The sequence below is a fragment of the Streptococcus sp. 10824 genome (assembly GCF_013276595.1).
GTDB classification, from domain to species: domain Bacteria; phylum Bacillota; class Bacilli; order Lactobacillales; family Streptococcaceae; genus Streptococcus; species Streptococcus pseudopneumoniae.
Map to the genome: position 1 here is coordinate 12,589 of NZ_VMLH01000056.1, position 16,030 is coordinate 28,618.

General features: G+C 41.4%; 14 protein-coding genes and 1 pseudogene. 11 read left to right on the plus strand and 4 right to left on the minus strand.

The window, feature by feature from the left end; translation table 11 throughout:
* Position 1: 1 nt before the first annotated feature.
* The 3 genes from patA to argR form a co-directional block, all read right to left on the minus strand.
* Positions 2–1,708 (minus strand): multidrug efflux ABC transporter subunit PatA, encoded by a 1,707-nt coding sequence (patA, locus tag HT701_RS05550; RefSeq protein WP_119919441.1) that lies wholly within the window; start codon positions 1,706–1,708, stop codon positions 2–4.
* 145 nt (positions 1,709–1,853) lie between these two features.
* Complete coding sequence (gene mutS, locus HT701_RS05555; RefSeq protein WP_119919440.1) at positions 1,854–4,388, minus strand: DNA mismatch repair protein MutS; 2,535 nt, start codon at positions 4,386–4,388, stop codon at positions 1,854–1,856.
* 50 nt (positions 4,389–4,438) lie between these two features.
* Entirely contained in the window at positions 4,439–4,885 is a 447-nt protein-coding gene (gene argR / locus HT701_RS05560; RefSeq protein ID WP_023939905.1) for an arginine repressor, read from the minus strand.
* Between the two features lie 135 nt (positions 4,886–5,020).
* Here argR and argS point away from each other — a divergent pair, with 135 nt between their 5' ends.
* From argS to HT701_RS05610, 10 genes and pseudogenes are all read left to right on the plus strand, one after another.
* Positions 5,021–6,712: an arginine--tRNA ligase gene (argS, locus tag HT701_RS05565; protein ID WP_119919439.1), complete on the plus strand. Its 1,692-nt coding sequence runs from the start codon at positions 5,021–5,023 to the stop codon at positions 6,710–6,712.
* 181 nt (positions 6,713–6,893) lie between these two features.
* The gene (locus tag HT701_RS05570) at positions 6,894–7,370 is read left to right on the plus strand and encodes a cupin domain-containing protein (protein ID WP_044012301.1); all 477 of its coding nucleotides are present in this window, start codon (positions 6,894–6,896) and stop codon (positions 7,368–7,370) included.
* An 83-nt stretch (positions 7,371–7,453) separates the two neighbouring features.
* Entirely contained in the window at positions 7,454–8,161 is a 708-nt protein-coding gene (locus HT701_RS05575; RefSeq protein ID WP_000166475.1) for a response regulator transcription factor, read from the plus strand.
* Positions 8,162–9,493 carry an ATP-binding protein gene (locus tag HT701_RS05580; protein WP_172931288.1) on the plus strand — a complete coding sequence of 444 codons (1,332 nt, stop codon included), beginning with the start codon at positions 8,162–8,164 and terminating at the stop codon, positions 9,491–9,493.
* Positions 9,494–9,659: 166 nt separating this feature from the next.
* Positions 9,660–10,535, plus strand: a complete 876-nt coding sequence (locus HT701_RS05585; RefSeq protein ID WP_023939915.1) for a substrate-binding domain-containing protein — start codon at positions 9,660–9,662, stop codon at positions 10,533–10,535.
* A 117-nt stretch (positions 10,536–10,652) separates the two neighbouring features.
* Complete coding sequence (gene pstC, locus HT701_RS05590) at positions 10,653–11,516, plus strand: phosphate ABC transporter permease subunit PstC (RefSeq protein WP_119919437.1); 864 nt, start codon at positions 10,653–10,655, stop codon at positions 11,514–11,516.
* Positions 11,509–12,324, plus strand: coding sequence for a phosphate ABC transporter permease PstA (pstA, locus tag HT701_RS05595; RefSeq protein WP_000049768.1), 816 nt, complete (start codon positions 11,509–11,511; stop codon positions 12,322–12,324). Before pstC ends, pstA begins: the two co-directional genes overlap by 8 nt.
* Position 12,325: 1 nt before the next feature.
* A complete protein-coding gene (pstB, locus tag HT701_RS05600) occupies positions 12,326–13,078 on the plus strand; it encodes a phosphate ABC transporter ATP-binding protein PstB (protein WP_023935337.1) in 753 nt (250 codons plus the stop codon).
* A 14-nt stretch (positions 13,079–13,092) separates the two neighbouring features.
* The gene (gene phoU, locus HT701_RS05605; protein ID WP_001245788.1) at positions 13,093–13,743 is read left to right on the plus strand and encodes a phosphate signaling complex protein PhoU; all 651 of its coding nucleotides are present in this window, start codon (positions 13,093–13,095) and stop codon (positions 13,741–13,743) included.
* A gap of 61 nt (positions 13,744–13,804) precedes the next feature.
* Positions 13,805–14,236: pseudogene (locus HT701_RS05610) on the plus strand (transposase); the annotation flags it as partial.
* A gap of 114 nt (positions 14,237–14,350) precedes the next feature.
* On the opposite strand, the gene HT701_RS11760 reads toward HT701_RS05610, so the two are convergent.
* Positions 14,351–14,602, minus strand: a complete 252-nt coding sequence (locus HT701_RS11760; protein ID WP_007284768.1) for a hypothetical protein — start codon at positions 14,600–14,602, stop codon at positions 14,351–14,353.
* Positions 14,603–15,013: 411 nt separating this feature from the next.
* Between HT701_RS11760 and HT701_RS05620 the strand changes: the two genes are divergently transcribed.
* A complete protein-coding gene (locus tag HT701_RS05620) occupies positions 15,014–16,030 on the plus strand; it encodes an NAD(P)H-dependent glycerol-3-phosphate dehydrogenase (protein ID WP_119919435.1) in 1,017 nt (338 codons plus the stop codon).

Genomic DNA, 16,030 nt, shown 5'->3' on the forward strand with positions numbered 1-16,030 from the left:
TTTACTCCTCCTTTCCTTTCTGTGTTTCGTAGATTTCACGGTAAACGGCATTGTTGGCAACCAAGTCTGCATGCGTCCCTTGACCAATCAATCGCCCTTGATCTAGAACCAAGATTTTATCTGCATGAACAACCGAGCTAATCTTTTGCGCGATGATAATGGTTGTTGTTCCCTTCAAGTCCTTATTCAAGGCTTCTTGCACTAGGCGCTCTGACTTAGCATCCAATGCCGAGGTCGAATCGTCAAAAATCAGAATACGTGGATTGCTGACAATCCCACGCGCAATCGACATCCTTTGCTTTTGCCCACCTGAGAAGTTGGTTCCCCGTTCCTCAACTGGACTTTCAAAGGTTTTCTCCATACGATGAATGAATTCACTGGCTTGGGCAATATTGGCTGCGCGCTCCATTTCAAATAGAGTAGCATCTCCCTTACCCTGTCTCAAGTTATCTGCAATCGTTCCACTGAAGAGAATGGCACGTTGAAGAACGATAGAAACAGTTTTACGCAGGGTTCCTTCACTCACTTCTCGAATATCCTTGCCTCCGATTTTGATGGCCCCTTCCTGTGGGTCAAAAAGACGTGGAATCAATTGAGCCAAGGTTGATTTTCCTGCACCAGTCGCTCCAACTACACCAACCATCTGACCAGGTTCAATAGTAAAGCTCACATCTTTCAGCATCGGTTCCTTATCCATTGGATAGGTAAAGGTCACATTTTCAAAGCTAAGACTTCCGACCAATTCTTCATCTGGCACATCCTTGAAAGTCATGGCTGGCTCTGCATCCAGAATTTCTCGAATACGACGCATAGAAATCATGGCACGACTGACAGAATTTCCCAAAAATCCAACCATGACAATGGTAAAGATAATCTGGCTTAGGTAATTGACAAAGGAAGCAATGGAGCCAACAACAGAAGCATTCGACTGAACCATCCCAGCAACTAGCCAAATAGAGAGGAAAACCGCCCCATAGCCGACCAACATCATGAAAGGTTCCACTACTGAAAAGGCATAACCGATGTAAAGATTTTGACCGAGTAACTCGTCTGAAACCTCCGTAAACTTAGCAAACTGCTCTTTTTCTTGGACAAAGGACTTGACCACACGAACACCACGCAAATTTTCCTTGGCAATGGCATTGATGCGCTCAAGAAGGGTTTGAAACTTGGCAAAACGAGGCCCCATCATCCCCATCATGACGGCAGTCAAGGCAAAAATTAAGATTACCATGAGAACAATCACCCACCACAGAGAAGGTAAGGTTTGAACCGCCAAGATAAAGGAACCGATGAACAAGAGGGGAAGTCTGAAAAGAATTTGGAAGGTCATCATGACGACGTTCTGAATCTGGTTGATGTCATTTGTCATGCGAACGACTAGATTTCCCGCATTAAATTGTTCAATATTAGCATAAGAAAAGGTTTGGATTTTACGGAAGGCATCCTCCCGAAGGTCAGATGAAACTCCTTGGGCAATATAGGCTGCAAGGACAACATTAAGACCACCAGCAACTAGACCGACCACGGCCACACCAATCAACCAAGCCCCGATACTATAAATAGCTTCATATTTCCCAGCAAGGAGAGCGTCTAACACTTCCTGCAGGTAACGCGGTTGCAAAAGTGAACTAGCAACCATCAAGCCTGTCATCAGGAGCGAGGCCAAGGCCTGCCACTTGTAGGTTTTTATTTTCTGAATCAGCATACTTTCTCCTTAAAAAATAGACAAAAGGGAGCGACAATGTGTCAGCTCCTTCTCATTCTGTTTGTGTGATGTTATTCTAGCAAAAAAGTGGGGGATTGTCAAAGAAGTCTCCTTGATACAGCTAGAATGACTAGTAATTTTCTCTTTATAGTTTCTGTTTTAACTCGACCAAGACATTCATAGCCTGCATAGGTGTCATATTGTAAACATCCAGTTTAGCTAATTCTGCTAGGATAGGATGTTCTTCAGTCGTATCAAAGAGTGAAATTTGTTCTGAGACAGTACTTGTTTGTTTCATAGGAGCAGGACTTTCTTGCCCCTGACTCTCCAGTTGCGTTAAAATCTTATCCGCTCTCGCTAAAAGATTAGCCGGTAAACCAGCAATCTTGGCAACATGGATACCATAGGATTTATCAGCTGGCCCTGGTTCAATCTTGTGAAGGAAGGTGACCTGCCCATCCTGCTCCAAGGTTGCCACGTGGACATTGACCAAGTGTTGTAAACTAGACTCCAGACTAGTCAACTCATGGTAGTGGGTCGCAAAGAGGGTCTTGGCTCCGATATGTTCATGGATGTATTCGATGATGGACTGGGCAAGAGCCATCCCGTCATAAGTTGCAGTTCCACGACCTAACTCATCAAAAAGAATCAAGGAATTCTTTGTTGCATGCGAAATGGCATTGTTGGCCTCCATCATCTCCACCATGAAGGTTGATTGGCCTGAAACCAAATCATCGGCTGCTCCGATACGGGTAAAGATAGCATCAAAAATAGGTAAATGGGCACTTTCTGCTGGCACATAAGAGCCCAACTGGGCCATTATCGCCGTCATGGCTAACTGACGCATGTAGGTTGACTTCCCGCTCATGTTGGGCCCTGTAATCAGTTGAATACTGGTATCTTCTGCCATCTGAATCGTATTGGGAATATAGGTCTGAGCCCCCATAACCTTTTCAACGACAGCATGGCGTCCTTTCTGGATATCAATTCGCGAATCATCTCCGAATTCAGGTCGAATCAAATGCTGGGTTTCAGCTACAACCGCCAGACTTTGCAGGACATCAACTGTCGCAATTCCTTGGGCTAGAGCTTGTAAACGTTGGATGTACTTGCTGACCTCTTCACGAATACGCATAAAAATTTCGTACTCTAGATTAGCTGACTTCTCACGCGCCTCCAGCATATCGCCCTCGATACGGGCTAATTCTTCGGTTCCAAAGCGTTCTGAGTTTTTCAGCGTTGCCTTGCGGAAAAAGTGAACAGGAACATTTCCCAGTTGAGAATTGGTCACATGGAAATAGTAGCCATCTTTTTTATTGTAGTCAATCTTAAGCGTGCTGATACCAGAGTTTTCTCGCTCCTTAGCCTCAATCTCAGCAATCCAGCTAGTCCCTTCTCTGAGCACACGACGGTACTTGTCTAAAGTCTCATCAAAGCCAGTCCGGATAATCCCCCCATCTGTAATCACATGAGGAGCTTCAGGAGCAATCGCTGCGCTAATCAAGCTCTCCAACTCAGGGATTGCATCCAGTTGTGCGATGAGATAAGCTAGAACAGGTTGCTCCATCCCTTCTAAAATCGCACGAATCCGTGGCACACTAGACAAGGTGGTCGCCAACTGCAAGAGATCCTTTGGGTTGGTCTTGCCAAAAGAAACCCGACTAGCCAAACGTTCGATGTCATAAACACCCTTGAGACTGTCTGTCAAATCACTACGCTCAAAGAAATGGCCGAGAAAGACCTGCACTACTTCTTGACGTTGGACGATTCGTTCCTTATCAATCAAAGGACGATGAATCCAAGAACGCAAGAGACGCATGCCCATAGCCGTCTTGGTTTCATCCAAAAGCCAGAAAAGACTGCCTTGCTTCTTGCCTGAACGGGCATTCTCAACCAAATCCAGACTAGCCTTGGTCGCATAATCCATCTGCAAGAAATCTTTAATTTCATAACGGATAACAGGCTTGAGGTGGTTCAATTCCCTCATCTGAGTCCGATGAACATACTGTAGCAGCTTACTGGATGCCGCTTGCTCCACCGTTGCCAATCGCGAATCCAGTAAATGAAGGTCTTCAAAGTTTTCTTTTTCATAAGAGAGCACCAGATTCATCTGGCGGCTGAGGATTTGTTCTTCTTCCTCAGACAAGTCATAACCCAGCACCACTTCTCGCGCCTTGAGATTACGGATTTCCCCACAAACCAGCGTAAAATCCAAAAGACCTGTCACATAAAAATCACCCGTCACCAGGTCCATATAAGCTAGGCCAAATTGATTGCCTTCGCGGTCTATGGCAACCAAAAAATTATTCTGACTGTCTGGCTTACTACTATCGACCACTGTCCCTGGCGTAATGACCTGAACAACCTCTCGTTTCACAACCCCAACTGCTTGTTTAGGATCTTCCATCTGCTCTGCGATAGCCACCTTATAACCCTGCTCAATCAAGACATCAATATACTGTTGGGCAGAATGATAGGGAACACCCGCCATAGGGATCGGATTGTCGGCATTCTTGTTACGACTCGTTAAGGAAATTTCCAGAATCTGCGCAGCATTGACCGCATCCTCATAAAATAATTCATAAAAATCACCCATACGAAAGAGCAAAAACGCATCTGGATATTGCTTTTTAATCTCCACATACTGTTGCATGCCAGGTGATAGCTTTTCTGTCGCCATTGTCCGTCTCTCCTTGTCAAAAATAAGTCTTGAGAGCAACTCCCAAGACCTTACTTATCTTTCATCAAATCTAGCAAACGATCTTCCATGAGTTTGGCAACGTGCTGGTCTCGACAAATAACCAATAAGGTATTGGCACCAGCAACTGTTCCTAAAATCCATTCATCCTTGTTTGCATCTACAATATTTGCCAAAACAGAGGCTTCTCCTAATTTGGTATGAAGTACCAAGGTAAACTCTGCTCTTGCAACACCTTCTAAATGATGAGACAAGAATTCCACCAAATCAATCTTTTCTGTCTCATTTGCTAGCACATAATACACCATATCATTTTTCTTGACCTTGGTCAAGCCGATTTCGCGCAAATCACGAGACAGGGTTGTCTGCGTCACACAAACATTGTGCGCCTCCAACCGATCTTGAATTTCTTTTTGTGTACTTAATTTCTCCTCAGTAATCATTTTTTTTATTAACTGATGACGATCTCTTTTTCTCATAAAATCCTCTTATGTGAATATTTATAACTATTTTTATAACTATATTATACCAAAAAAATAGGAGATTTCAAAAATTTTTTCTTCTTTCTTTAAAATTGTGATAAAATAGTAGAAAAGTCCAAAAAGGAGCTCTTAATGAATACAAAAGAATTGATTGCTAGCGAATTGGCTAGCGTCATTGATAGCCTGGACCAAGAGGCTATTTTAAATTTACTGGAAACCCCTAAAAACTCAGAAATGGGAGACATTGCTTTCCCTGCTTTTTCTCTTGCAAAAGTCGAACGTAAAGCACCTCAAATGATCGCGGCTGAACTGGCTGAAAAAATTAACAGCCAATCCTTTGAAAAGGTTGTTGCAACAGGACCTTACGTCAACTTTTTCCTTGATAAATCTGCCATTTCTGCTCAAGTATTGCAAGCTGTTATCACTGAAAAAGAACACTATGCTGATCAAACTATTGGCAAACAAGAAAATGTTGTTATCGATATGTCTAGTCCCAATATCGCTAAGCCATTCTCTATTGGCCACCTACGCTCAACTGTTATCGGAGATAGCTTGTCACATATTTTCCAAAAAATCGGTTATCAAACAGTCAAGGTCAACCACTTGGGAGACTGGGGTAAACAGTTTGGGATGTTGATTGTTGCCTACAAAAAATGGGGCGACGAAGAAGCTGTAAAAGCTCATCCAATCGATGAACTTCTTAAACTCTATGTCCGCATCAACGCTGAAGCTGAAAATGACCCTAGCTTGGATGAAGAAGCGCGCGAATGGTTCCGTAAACTTGAAAATGGAGATGAGGAAGCTCTCGCTCTTTGGCAATGGTTCCGCGATGAAAGTTTAGTGGAATTTAACCGCCTTTACAATGAATTGAAGGTTGAATTTGACAGCTATAACGGAGAAGCCTTCTACAATGATAAGATGGATGCAGTTGTAGACATTCTTTCTGAAAAAGGACTACTTCTTGAATCAGAAGGTGCCCAAGTTGTGAACCTTGAGAAATATGGAATTGAACATCCCGCCCTCATCAAGAAGTCTGATGGTGCAACTCTCTATATCACACGTGACTTGGCTGCAGCCCTTTACCGTAAAAACGAATACCAATTTGCTAAATCTATCTATGTCGTTGGTCAAGAACAATCTGCCCACTTTAAACAGCTCAAAGCTGTCTTGCAAGAGATGGGCTACGACTGGAGTGACGACATTACTCACGTTCCTTTTGGTCTGGTTACAAAAGAAGGGAAGAAACTCTCTACTCGTAAAGGGAATGTCATCTTGCTAGAGCCTACTGTTACAGAGGCTGTTAGCCGTGCCAAAGCCCAAATTGAAGCAAAAAATCCTGAATTGGAAAATAAAGATCAGGTAGCACATGCTGTTGGGGTTGGAGCCATTAAATTCTATGACCTCAAAACCGACCGTACAAATGGATACGACTTCGACCTAGAAGCTATGGTATCCTTCGAGGGTGAAACTGGACCTTACGTTCAATATGCCTACGCTCGTATCCAATCTATCTTACGTAAAGCCGATTTCAAACCAGAAACAGCTGGCAACTATAGCTTGAATGATACTGAAAGCTGGGAAATCATTAAACTCATTCAAGACTTCCCACGTATTATCAACCGTGCGGCAGATAACTTTGAACCTTCTATCATTGCTAAATTTGCAATTAGCCTGGCTCAATCCTTTAACAAATACTATGCACATACACGTATCTTGGATGAAAGCCCAGAACACGACAGCCGTCTAGCCCTCAGCTACGCAACCGCAGTCGTTCTCAAAGAAGCCCTTCGCTTGCTTGGAGTAGAAGCGCCAGAGAAGATGTAAATCGCCAAAGTTACTTGATTGCAAAGCAATCTAAGTAACTAACGCCAAATCCTATTCGGACTTTGGCTAGGCGCTTCACTAGTTTTAGGACATAAATATGATCGATTTATGTCCTAAAACGAGGAGTTCTTGAAATCGTAAAACCACTTTGAACAAGAGTTACTTCAACCCATTGGCCCCGATGGATAAAGAAGACTTGATAAGAACTCTAGAGTTAGCTCCCCATGTTGAAGGTGGCTATTTTAGACAAACAAAAAAAGCTTCAGACACTATAAACCTTGCTGGTAAGGGAAGGGCGCTTTATACCAGTATTTATTTCTTATTAGAAGAAACGAATCCTTCACATTTTCACCGATTGACAGCAGATGAAATCTGGTATTTTCATGCAGGATCCCCACTTACTGTTCACATGATTACAGCAGATGGTCACTACGAAGTAGTCACTTTAGGCCTGGACATATCCAAAGGGCAACAACTTCACTACTGTGTTCCTAAGGGCACTATTTGGGGATCAACAGTTGATAAGGATTATGCTCTGGTTTCTTGTCTTGTTGCTCCTGGTTTTGAATTTGAGGATTTTGAATTATTTGAAAGGGCAGATCTACTGGCGACCTATCCAGAGCACAAGGAGATGATTGAGCATTTGACCAGATACTAGTCTTGATAAGCAAATTTAATCTAATTTAGCAATGTTAGGATTTCTGATAATTGTGTTATAATGTTACCAATAGGAGATAATAGATGACAAAACAAGTCTTATTAGTGGATGATGAAGAACACATTCTGAAATTGCTTGACTACCATTTAAGTAAGGAAGGCTTTTCTACTCAATTGGTAACAAATGGACGGAAGGCCTTAGCTTTGGCAGAAACAGAACCCTTTGATTTTATCTTGCTTGATATCATGTTACCACAATTAGATGGCATGGAAGTTTGTAAGCGGCTGAGAGCCAAAGGCGTCAAAACTCCAATTATGATGGTTTCTGCGAAAAGTGATGAATTTGATAAGGTTTTGGCCTTGGAATTAGGGGCTGATGACTACCTGACCAAGCCTTTTAGCCCTAGAGAATTGCTGGCGCGTGTCAAGGCTGTCCTCAGGCGAACTAAAGGAGAACAAGAAGGAGATGATTCAGATAATATCGCTGACGATTCTTGGCTATTTGGGACCTTGAAAGTATACCCTGAGCGTCATGAAGTCTACAAGGCGAATAAGTTACTGAGTTTGACCCCAAAAGAATTTGAACTCTTGCTCTATCTTATGAAACATCCCAACATGACACTGACTAGAGAGCGTCTTTTGGAACGTATCTGGGGGTATGACTTTGGGCAGGAAACACGTTTGGTGGACGTTCATATTGGTAAGTTGAGGGAAAAAATTGAAGACAATCCTAAAGCCCCTCAATTTATTCGAACCATTCGGGGTTATGGTTATAAGTTCAAGGAGTTATAGATGAAACGCTACCTTCAATTTTGGCTAGTCAATCTAAGTGTTAGCCTCATTCTGATTGCAGGGATGGCATTAACTTGGATCAGTAAAGGCATCGGTCTCTTTCTTCTAGCCCTTTCTTTGGGACTAGGTGGCTACTGGCTCTTTTGCCTTTGGAAATGGGAAGTTGCTTTTGAGACCTTGCACCAACCTCTCTTGACCAGTAGTGAATACTTTTTAGAAAAAGGGCAAGAAGACTTAAAGTCTTTGGCTCAGTATGTGTCTGGCCTAAAAACCAAAGTCTCCCAACAGGATCAGCAATACAAGGACCTAGCCGAAACAATGGAGGTTCTTCTGTCGCACCTAACCATGGGGACGTTTTTAGTTTCCGCTCAAGGTCAGATGTTATTATCCAGTCGCTCTCTGCCTCATTATTTTCCCGATGTGGACGGCGACATAAGTTCACTTGATGACCTCAAACGGATGGATATTCGGAATTTAGTTCACCAAGCCTTTGATCAAAAAACAAGGTTAAAACAAGAAGTAAGTGGGTTTCATGAGGGTGACTTGATTTTAGAAGTGACAGCAGTTCCCGTTTTTAGCCCCACCCAATCTGTGGAAGCTGTGCTCGTCTTGCTATATGATTTAACAACGATTAGAACTTATGAAAAGTTAAATTTAGCCTTTGTTTCAAATGCCTCCCATGAATTGAGGACACCAGTTACTTCGATTAAGGGCTTTGCTGAAACCATTAAGGGGATGTCAGTTGAAGAAGAAGCGCTCAAGGATGACTTTCTAGACATTATTTACAAAGAAAGCTTGCGTCTTGAACATATTGTTGAGCATCTTCTTACCTTATCTAAGGCTCAACAAATGCCTGTACAATGGACGACCCTTTCTTTGGCAGAATTTGTACAGGATTTGACTCAAAGCTTGCAACCTCAGCTCAAGAAGAAGGATTTACAGCTAAAGGTGCAGGTGCCAGATGATGTCACCCTCGTATCAGATAGTCAATTACTTTCCCAAATCTTACTCAATCTTTTAACCAATGCCATCCGTTACACTGAACAAGGGGGAAAAATTGAGGTCAAGACCCAAAAGGTGAACGAAGGCATTAAGATTTCTGTGTCAGATACAGGGATTGGTATTAGTCAATTAGAGCAGGATTGTATTTTTGAACGTTTTTACCGAGTTAATAAAGGTCGAAGCAGACAAACTGGTGGCACTGGTCTTGGCCTTGCTATTGTCAAAGAACTTAGTCAATTATTAGGTGGCCAAGTCACGGTGACGAGTCAGCTTGGCAGAGGCAGTTGCTTCACGATTTTTCTTCCTAACCAATCTTTCGCACAGGACTAATAATTTTTAAAGCTATTTTTAGGAGCAGCCACTTTTCAAAAGTGGCTTTTTTTGATTCTTTACACAATCTTTACATGAATCAGGGATAAACCTTTACAAAGACTTGTTAGACTATAAGTGTAGTAATCCTACACAAGAAAAATACATAGAAATAAAGGTGATTATTATGAAATTCAAAAAAATGCTTACTCTTGCAGCCATTGGCTTATCAGGATTTGGGCTTGTTGCCTGTGGCAATCAGTCATCTGCTTCCAAACAGTCAGCTTCAGAAACGATTGAGGTGATTTCACGAGAAAATGGCTCTGGAACACGGGGTGCCTTCACAGAAATCACAGGGATTCTCAAAAAAGACGGTGATAAAAAAATTGACAACACTGCCAAAACAGCTGTGATTCAAAATAGCACAGAAGGTGTTCTCTCAGCAGTTCAAGGGAATGCTAATGCTATCGGCTACATCTCCTTGGGATCTTTAACGAAATCTGTCAAGGCTTTAGAGATTGATGGTATCAAGGCTAGTCGAGACACAGTTTTAGATGGTAAATACCCTCTTCAACGTCCCTTCAACATTGTTTGGTCTTCTAATCTTTCCAAGCTAGGTCAAGATTTTATCAGCTTTATCCACTCCAAACAAGGTCAACAAGTGGTCACAGATAATAAATTTATTGAAGCTAAAACCGAAACCACAGAATATACAAGCCAACACTTATCAGGCAAGTTGTCTGTTGTAGGTTCCACTTCAGTATCTTCTTTAATGGAAAAATTAGCAGAAGCTTATAAAAAAGAAAATCCAGAAGTTACGATTGATATTACCTCTAATGGCTCTTCAGCAGGTATTACCGCTGCTAAGGAGAAAACCGCTGATATTGGTATGGTTTCTAGGGAATTAACTCCTGAAGAAGGTGAGAGTCTCAGCCATGATGCTATTGCTTTAGACGGTATTGCTGTTGTGGTCAATAATGACAATAAGGCAAGCCAAGTCAGTATGGCTAAACTTGCAGACGTTTTTAGTGGCAAATTAACCACCTGGGACAAAATTAAATAAAATGTTTGCTCCATAAATCTCTAAAGAGATGCAGACGTTTCATCGTACAATAAGATAAAGAAGGCAAGTAGGGAGGTGTCGTATCTCCCTTACTTTCTTCACTAGAAAGGACAAGATGTGACAAAACAAGCCTTCAAAGAAGCAGTTTTTAGGGCAATTTTTTTCATGAGTGCAACAGTAGCTGTTGTAGCTATTTTGCTAATCTGTTTCTTTATTTTTAGTAATGGCTTACCTTTCATGGCTAACTACGGCTTTGCCCGTTTTTTATTAGGCAGTGATTGGTCGCCAACTAACATTCCGGCAAGCTATGGTATTTTACCAATGATCGTTGGTTCCTTATTAATTACCTTAGGAGCGATTGTGATTGGGGTGCCAACAGGCATCTTGACATCGGTGTTTATGGTTTATTATTGTCCAAAGCCCGTCTATGGCTTCTTAAAATCAGCTATCAACTTGATGGCGGCCATTCCATCTATTGTTTATGGTTTTTTCGGCCTACAATTATTGGTGCCTTGGATTAGAACCTTTTTAGGAAATGGCATGAGTGTCCTAACCGCTTCGTTACTATTAGGAATAATGATTTTGCCAACCATTATCAGTTTGTCAGAATCTGCTATCCGAACAATTCCCAAAACGTATTATTCTGGTAGCTTGGCTCTAGGAGCTAGTCATGAACGGAGTATTTTTAGTGTCATCTTGCCAGCTGCGAGATCTGGTATTTTATCAGCAGTTATTTTAGGAATCGGTCGCGCAGTAGGCGAAACCATGGCAGTTATTTTGGTGGCAGGCAACCAGCCGATTATTCCAAGTGGACTCTTTTCAGGAACCAGAACCTTAACAACCAATATTGTTCTGGAAATGGCTTACGCATCAGGTCAGCATAGGGAAGCCCTTATTGCAACCTCAGCAGTTCTCTTTTTCCTTATTCTCTTGATTAATGCCTACTTTGCCTACTTGAAAGGAAAATCATCTTATGAGTAAATACCTGCTAAAACTTCTCGTTTATTGTTTTTCAGCTTTAACCTTTGGCTCTCTCTTTTTAATCATTGGTTTTATCCTCATCAAAGGCTTACCTCATCTAAGTCTATCCCTCTTTTCTTGGACTTATACTTCTGAGAACATTTCCCTTATGCCAGCGATTATTTCCACCGTTATTCTGGTCTTTGGTGCTCTTCTTTTAGCCTTGCCCATAGGGATTTTTGCTGGTTTTTATCTTGTGGAATATACAAAAAAAGATTCCCTTTGTGTTAAAATCATGCGATTGGCCTCAGATACCTTGTCTGGGATTCCTTCCATTGTTTTTGGTCTGTTTGGCATGCTCTTCTTTGTAGTCTTCTTAGGTTTTCAATACTCTCTGTTATCAGGAATCTTAACCTCAGTCATCATGGTGTTGCCAGTCATTATTCGCTCAACAGAAGAAGCCCTTTTATCTGTTAGTGATAGCATGCGTCAAGCAAGTTATGGACTTGGGGCAGGTAAGTTACGGACTGTTTTTAGAATTGTTCTACCAGTTGCCATGCCAGGTATTTTAGCTGGAGTGATACTAGCTATTGGCCGTATCGTTGGTGAGACAGCTGCCCTCATGTATACATTAGGTACCTCTACCAATACGCCAAGTAGTCTCATGTCTTCAGGTCGTTCTCTAGCCCTGCATATGTATATGCTGTCAAGTGAGGGGCTACATGTCAATGAAGCCTATGCTACCGGTGTGATTTTGATTATTACTGTTTTAATGATAAATACTCTATCAAGCTTATTATCTCGAAAACTTGTGAAAGGAGCTTCCTAGTATGGGAACATTTTCAGTCAGACACCTAGACTTATTTTACGGGGACTTTCAAGCCTTAAAAAATATTTCGATTCAATTACCAGAAAGACAGATTACTGCCTTGATAGGCCCATCTGGTTGTGGTAAATCAACTTTTCTAAAAACCCTTAATCGGATGAACGATTTGGTTCCTTCTTGCCATATTGAAGGCCAAGTCCTCTTAGATGAGCAAGATATTTATAGTAGCAAATTCAACCTTAATCAGCTACGTAAGCGTGTAGGGATGGTTTTTCAACAGCCTAATCCCTTTGCCATGTCTATCTATGATAACGTGGCTTATGGCCCAAGGACACATGGTATTCGAGACAAAAAACAATTAGATGCCTTAGTGGAAAAATCTTTAAAAGGGGCAGCCATTTGGGACGAAGTCAAAGATAATCTTAAAAAGAGTGCCATGTCCTTATCAGGCGGTCAGCAGCAACGCCTTTGCATTGCGCGAGCTTTAGCAGTAGAACCTGATATTCTGTTAATGGATGAGCCGACTTCAGCCTTAGACCCTGTCTCCACTTTAAAAATTGAAGACCTCATTCAGCAACTAAAAAAGGATTATACGATTATCATTGTTACCCATAACATGCAACAAGCTTCACGTATTTCAGATAAAACTGCTTTTTTCTTAACAGGAGAAATTTGCGAATTTGGAGATACCGTTGACATGTTTACCAATCCAAAAGATCAGCGCACAGAAGACTATATTTCAGGACGGTTCGGATAAGGAAGGAAAAACCTATGAGAAATCAATTTGACTTAGAATTGCATGAATTAGAACAATCCTTTTTAGGACTAGGGCAACTTGTCCTTGAAACAGCTTCAAAAACCTTACTGGCCTTAGCCTCCAAAGACAAGGAGATGGCAGAGCTAATTATCAATAAGGATCATGCTATCAACCAAGGTCAAAGCGCTATCGAATTGACCTGTGCCCGTTTGTTGGCCTTGCAACAGCCACAAGTGTCTGACCTTCGATTTGTGATTAGCATCATGTCTTCTTGTTCAGACCTTGAACGTATGGGAGACCATATGGCAGGCATTGCTAAAGCTGTTTTGCAACTAAAAGAAAATCAACTAGCCCCTGACGAAGAACAGTTACACCAAATGGGTAAATTATCCCTCAGCATGCTAGCCGATTTATTGGTTGCCTTTCCTTTGCACCAAGCCTCAAAAGCTATTAGTATTGCTCAAAAAGATGAACAGATTGACCAATATTATTATGCCTTATCAAAGGAAATCATTGGACTTATGAAAGACCAAGAAACCTCAATTCCCAATGGAACTCAATACCTTTATATCATAGGTCATCTGGAACGCTTCGCTGATTACATTGCTAACATTTGTGAACGCCTAGTCTACCTAGAAACAGGAGAACTAGTGGATTTGAATTAATTCAACTAATCCTTAAAAGAGAAGAGTACGATTAAGTGCTCTTTTTTATGGTTGTAAAAAAGTTCATTTGACCAATTTAAGCAGTGTAGATAGTGAGGAGCTGTTTCAATTCTATCGTGAACGAGGGAATGCTGAAAACTTTATCAAAGAAAGGAAAGCAGGATTCTTTGGGGATAAGACAGATAGTTCGACCATGGTTAAGAATGAAGTACGTATGATGATGGGCTATCTGGCTTATAATCTCTACCTCTTTTTAAAGCAGCTAGCTGGTGATGAAGTAAAGGTCTTGACTATCAAGCGTTTTCGACCTCTCTTCCTTCATATTGCCGGAAAATATGTCTCTACTGCTAGACGACATATTCTCAAATTCTCAAGTCTATACGCCTATTCAAAACAATTTCAAGCCTTATTTGATACAATCTGCCAGATAAATCTGATACTCCCTGTTCCATATAGAGCTAGAGGGCAGGGGAAAACATGCCTAACAGAATAAGTCACCTTATTTTAAAAATCGAGCATCAAACCAAGGGAGGAGTCTACCCTTTTTTAGGAAAAAATCAAGACAAATCTCCTCAATTATGTCTCGAACATCAGAAATTAAGCAAAATCACCAGAAGGACAGTAGTTTAACTAGCTTTTCTGGTGATTTTTGAACTGTGTAGTTCGTTAGTGCCAGATATGAATAATTTGGGATGATAAATCTTTCTTCCTCAGGTAGCCTATCATAATACTCTTCAAAAATCTTATCAAAAACACTCTCTTTCTTTTGGGCGATAGTTTCATCTTCGTATGTAGGAGTCCTCATCAAGAAATACTTCAATTCTAGGTATTCCTTATCCAACTCTATATAACTTGGCATCAACTTGTAATCTTCAACCCCCAAACGTTCAGCGATATATTTTAACTTTGTTAGTGTTGGTCTGGATTCTCCATTTTCAATTCTAATTAATTGACGGATACTTCATTCAGACTCATCGCCACAAAATTCTGAACTACTGATTTTTTTAGCCAAACGTAATCTTTTAATTTTTTCGCCAAACTCTCGCAAGCTACAAGAACCTCCTGAGTTGTTTACCTCTATTATAAGCATATACTGAATCAAACTATCTATCAGATTTCTTCTCACTTTAACTAAAGACTGAGAGTTTAATACTAGCCCCGGTTTTTGTGTATTTTTGAAGTCACAAAGACACCACTTCCCAGCAATGCAAGTGCAAAATCCTCTAGAATATGATAGAATAAGAGAAAGGACTCTATTAAGGAGGAAATCATGAAAAAACAAACCGTCGCCGTCTTGGGGCCTGGTTCCTGGGGAACTGCCCTTTCACAAGTCTTAAATGACAATGGACACGAGGTACGTATTTGGGGAAATCTTCCCGAACAAATCAATGAAATTAATACCTATCATACTAACAAACACTACTTTAAAGATGTCGTTCTAGATGAAAATATCATTGCCTACACCGACTTAGCAGAGGCACTGAGAGATGTGGATGCGATTTTGTTTGTTGTCCCAACAAAAGTGACACGACTTGTTGCCCAACAAGTTGCACAAACCTTGGACCATAAGGTTATCATCATGCACGCATCAAAGGGATTAGAACCTGATAGCCATAAACGATTATCAACCATTCTTGAAGAAGAAATTCCTGAACATCTCCGTAGTGATATCGTCGTTGTTTCAGGACCTAGTCATGCAGAAGAGACCATTGTGCGTGACCTAACTTTAATAACTGCTGCTTCTAAAGATTTACAAACAGCTCAATACGTTCAGGAGCTATTTAGTAATCACTACTTCCGACTTTATACCAATACGGATGTTATCGGGGTCGAAACCGCTGGTGCTCTCAAAAATATTATCGCTGTCGGTGCCGGAGCTTTACATGGTTTGGGATTTGGTGACAACGCTAAGGCAGCCATCATCGCTCGAGGCTTGGCAGAAATCACCCGCCTAGGGGTAGCACTCGGGGCTAATCCACTGACCTATAGCGGCTTATCTGGTGTGGGAGATTTGATCGTAACAGGAACCTCCATCCACTCTCGTAACTGGAGAGCCGGAGATGCTCTTGGTCGTGGAGAATCCCTAGCTGATATCGAAGCCAATATGGGCATGGTGATTGAAGGAATTTCAACGACTCGAGCAGCCTATGAGCTAGCGCAAGAACTTGGAGTCTATATGCCGATTACGCATGCCATTTACCAAGTTATTTACCAAGGAACCAATATCAAAGATGCCATTTATAATATCATGAACAATGAATTTAAAGCAGAAAATGAGTGGTCTTAA

What these genes read in the sequence shown, in the direction of transcription:
- mutS (WP_119919440.1), bottom strand. Translation starts at nt 4,388, where the DNA reads ATGGCGACAGAAAAGCTATCACCTGGCATGCAACAGTATGTGGAGATT.
- patA (WP_119919441.1), bottom strand. Translation starts at nt 1,708, where the DNA reads ATGCTGATTCAGAAAATAAAAACCTACAAGTGGCAGGCCTTGGCCTCG.
- argS (WP_119919439.1), top strand. Translation starts at nt 5,021, where the DNA reads ATGAATACAAAAGAATTGATTGCTAGCGAATTGGCTAGCGTCATTGAT.
- phoU (WP_001245788.1), top strand. Translation starts at nt 13,093, where the DNA reads ATGAGAAATCAATTTGACTTAGAATTGCATGAATTAGAACAATCCTTT.
- argR (WP_023939905.1), bottom strand. Translation starts at nt 4,885, where the DNA reads ATGAGAAAAAGAGATCGTCATCAGTTAATAAAAAAAATGATTACTGAG.
- HT701_RS05570 (WP_044012301.1), top strand. Translation starts at nt 6,894, where the DNA reads ATGGATAAAGAAGACTTGATAAGAACTCTAGAGTTAGCTCCCCATGTT.
- HT701_RS05580 (WP_172931288.1), top strand. Translation starts at nt 8,162, where the DNA reads ATGAAACGCTACCTTCAATTTTGGCTAGTCAATCTAAGTGTTAGCCTC.
- HT701_RS05620 (WP_119919435.1), top strand. Translation starts at nt 15,014, where the DNA reads ATGAAAAAACAAACCGTCGCCGTCTTGGGGCCTGGTTCCTGGGGAACT.
- pstB (WP_023935337.1), top strand. Translation starts at nt 12,326, where the DNA reads ATGGGAACATTTTCAGTCAGACACCTAGACTTATTTTACGGGGACTTT.
- pstA (WP_000049768.1), top strand. Translation starts at nt 11,509, where the DNA reads ATGAGTAAATACCTGCTAAAACTTCTCGTTTATTGTTTTTCAGCTTTA.
- HT701_RS11760 (WP_007284768.1), bottom strand. Translation starts at nt 14,602, where the DNA reads ATGCCAAGTTATATAGAGTTGGATAAGGAATACCTAGAATTGAAGTAT.
- HT701_RS05575 (WP_000166475.1), top strand. Translation starts at nt 7,454, where the DNA reads ATGACAAAACAAGTCTTATTAGTGGATGATGAAGAACACATTCTGAAA.
- HT701_RS05585 (WP_023939915.1), top strand. Translation starts at nt 9,660, where the DNA reads ATGAAATTCAAAAAAATGCTTACTCTTGCAGCCATTGGCTTATCAGGA.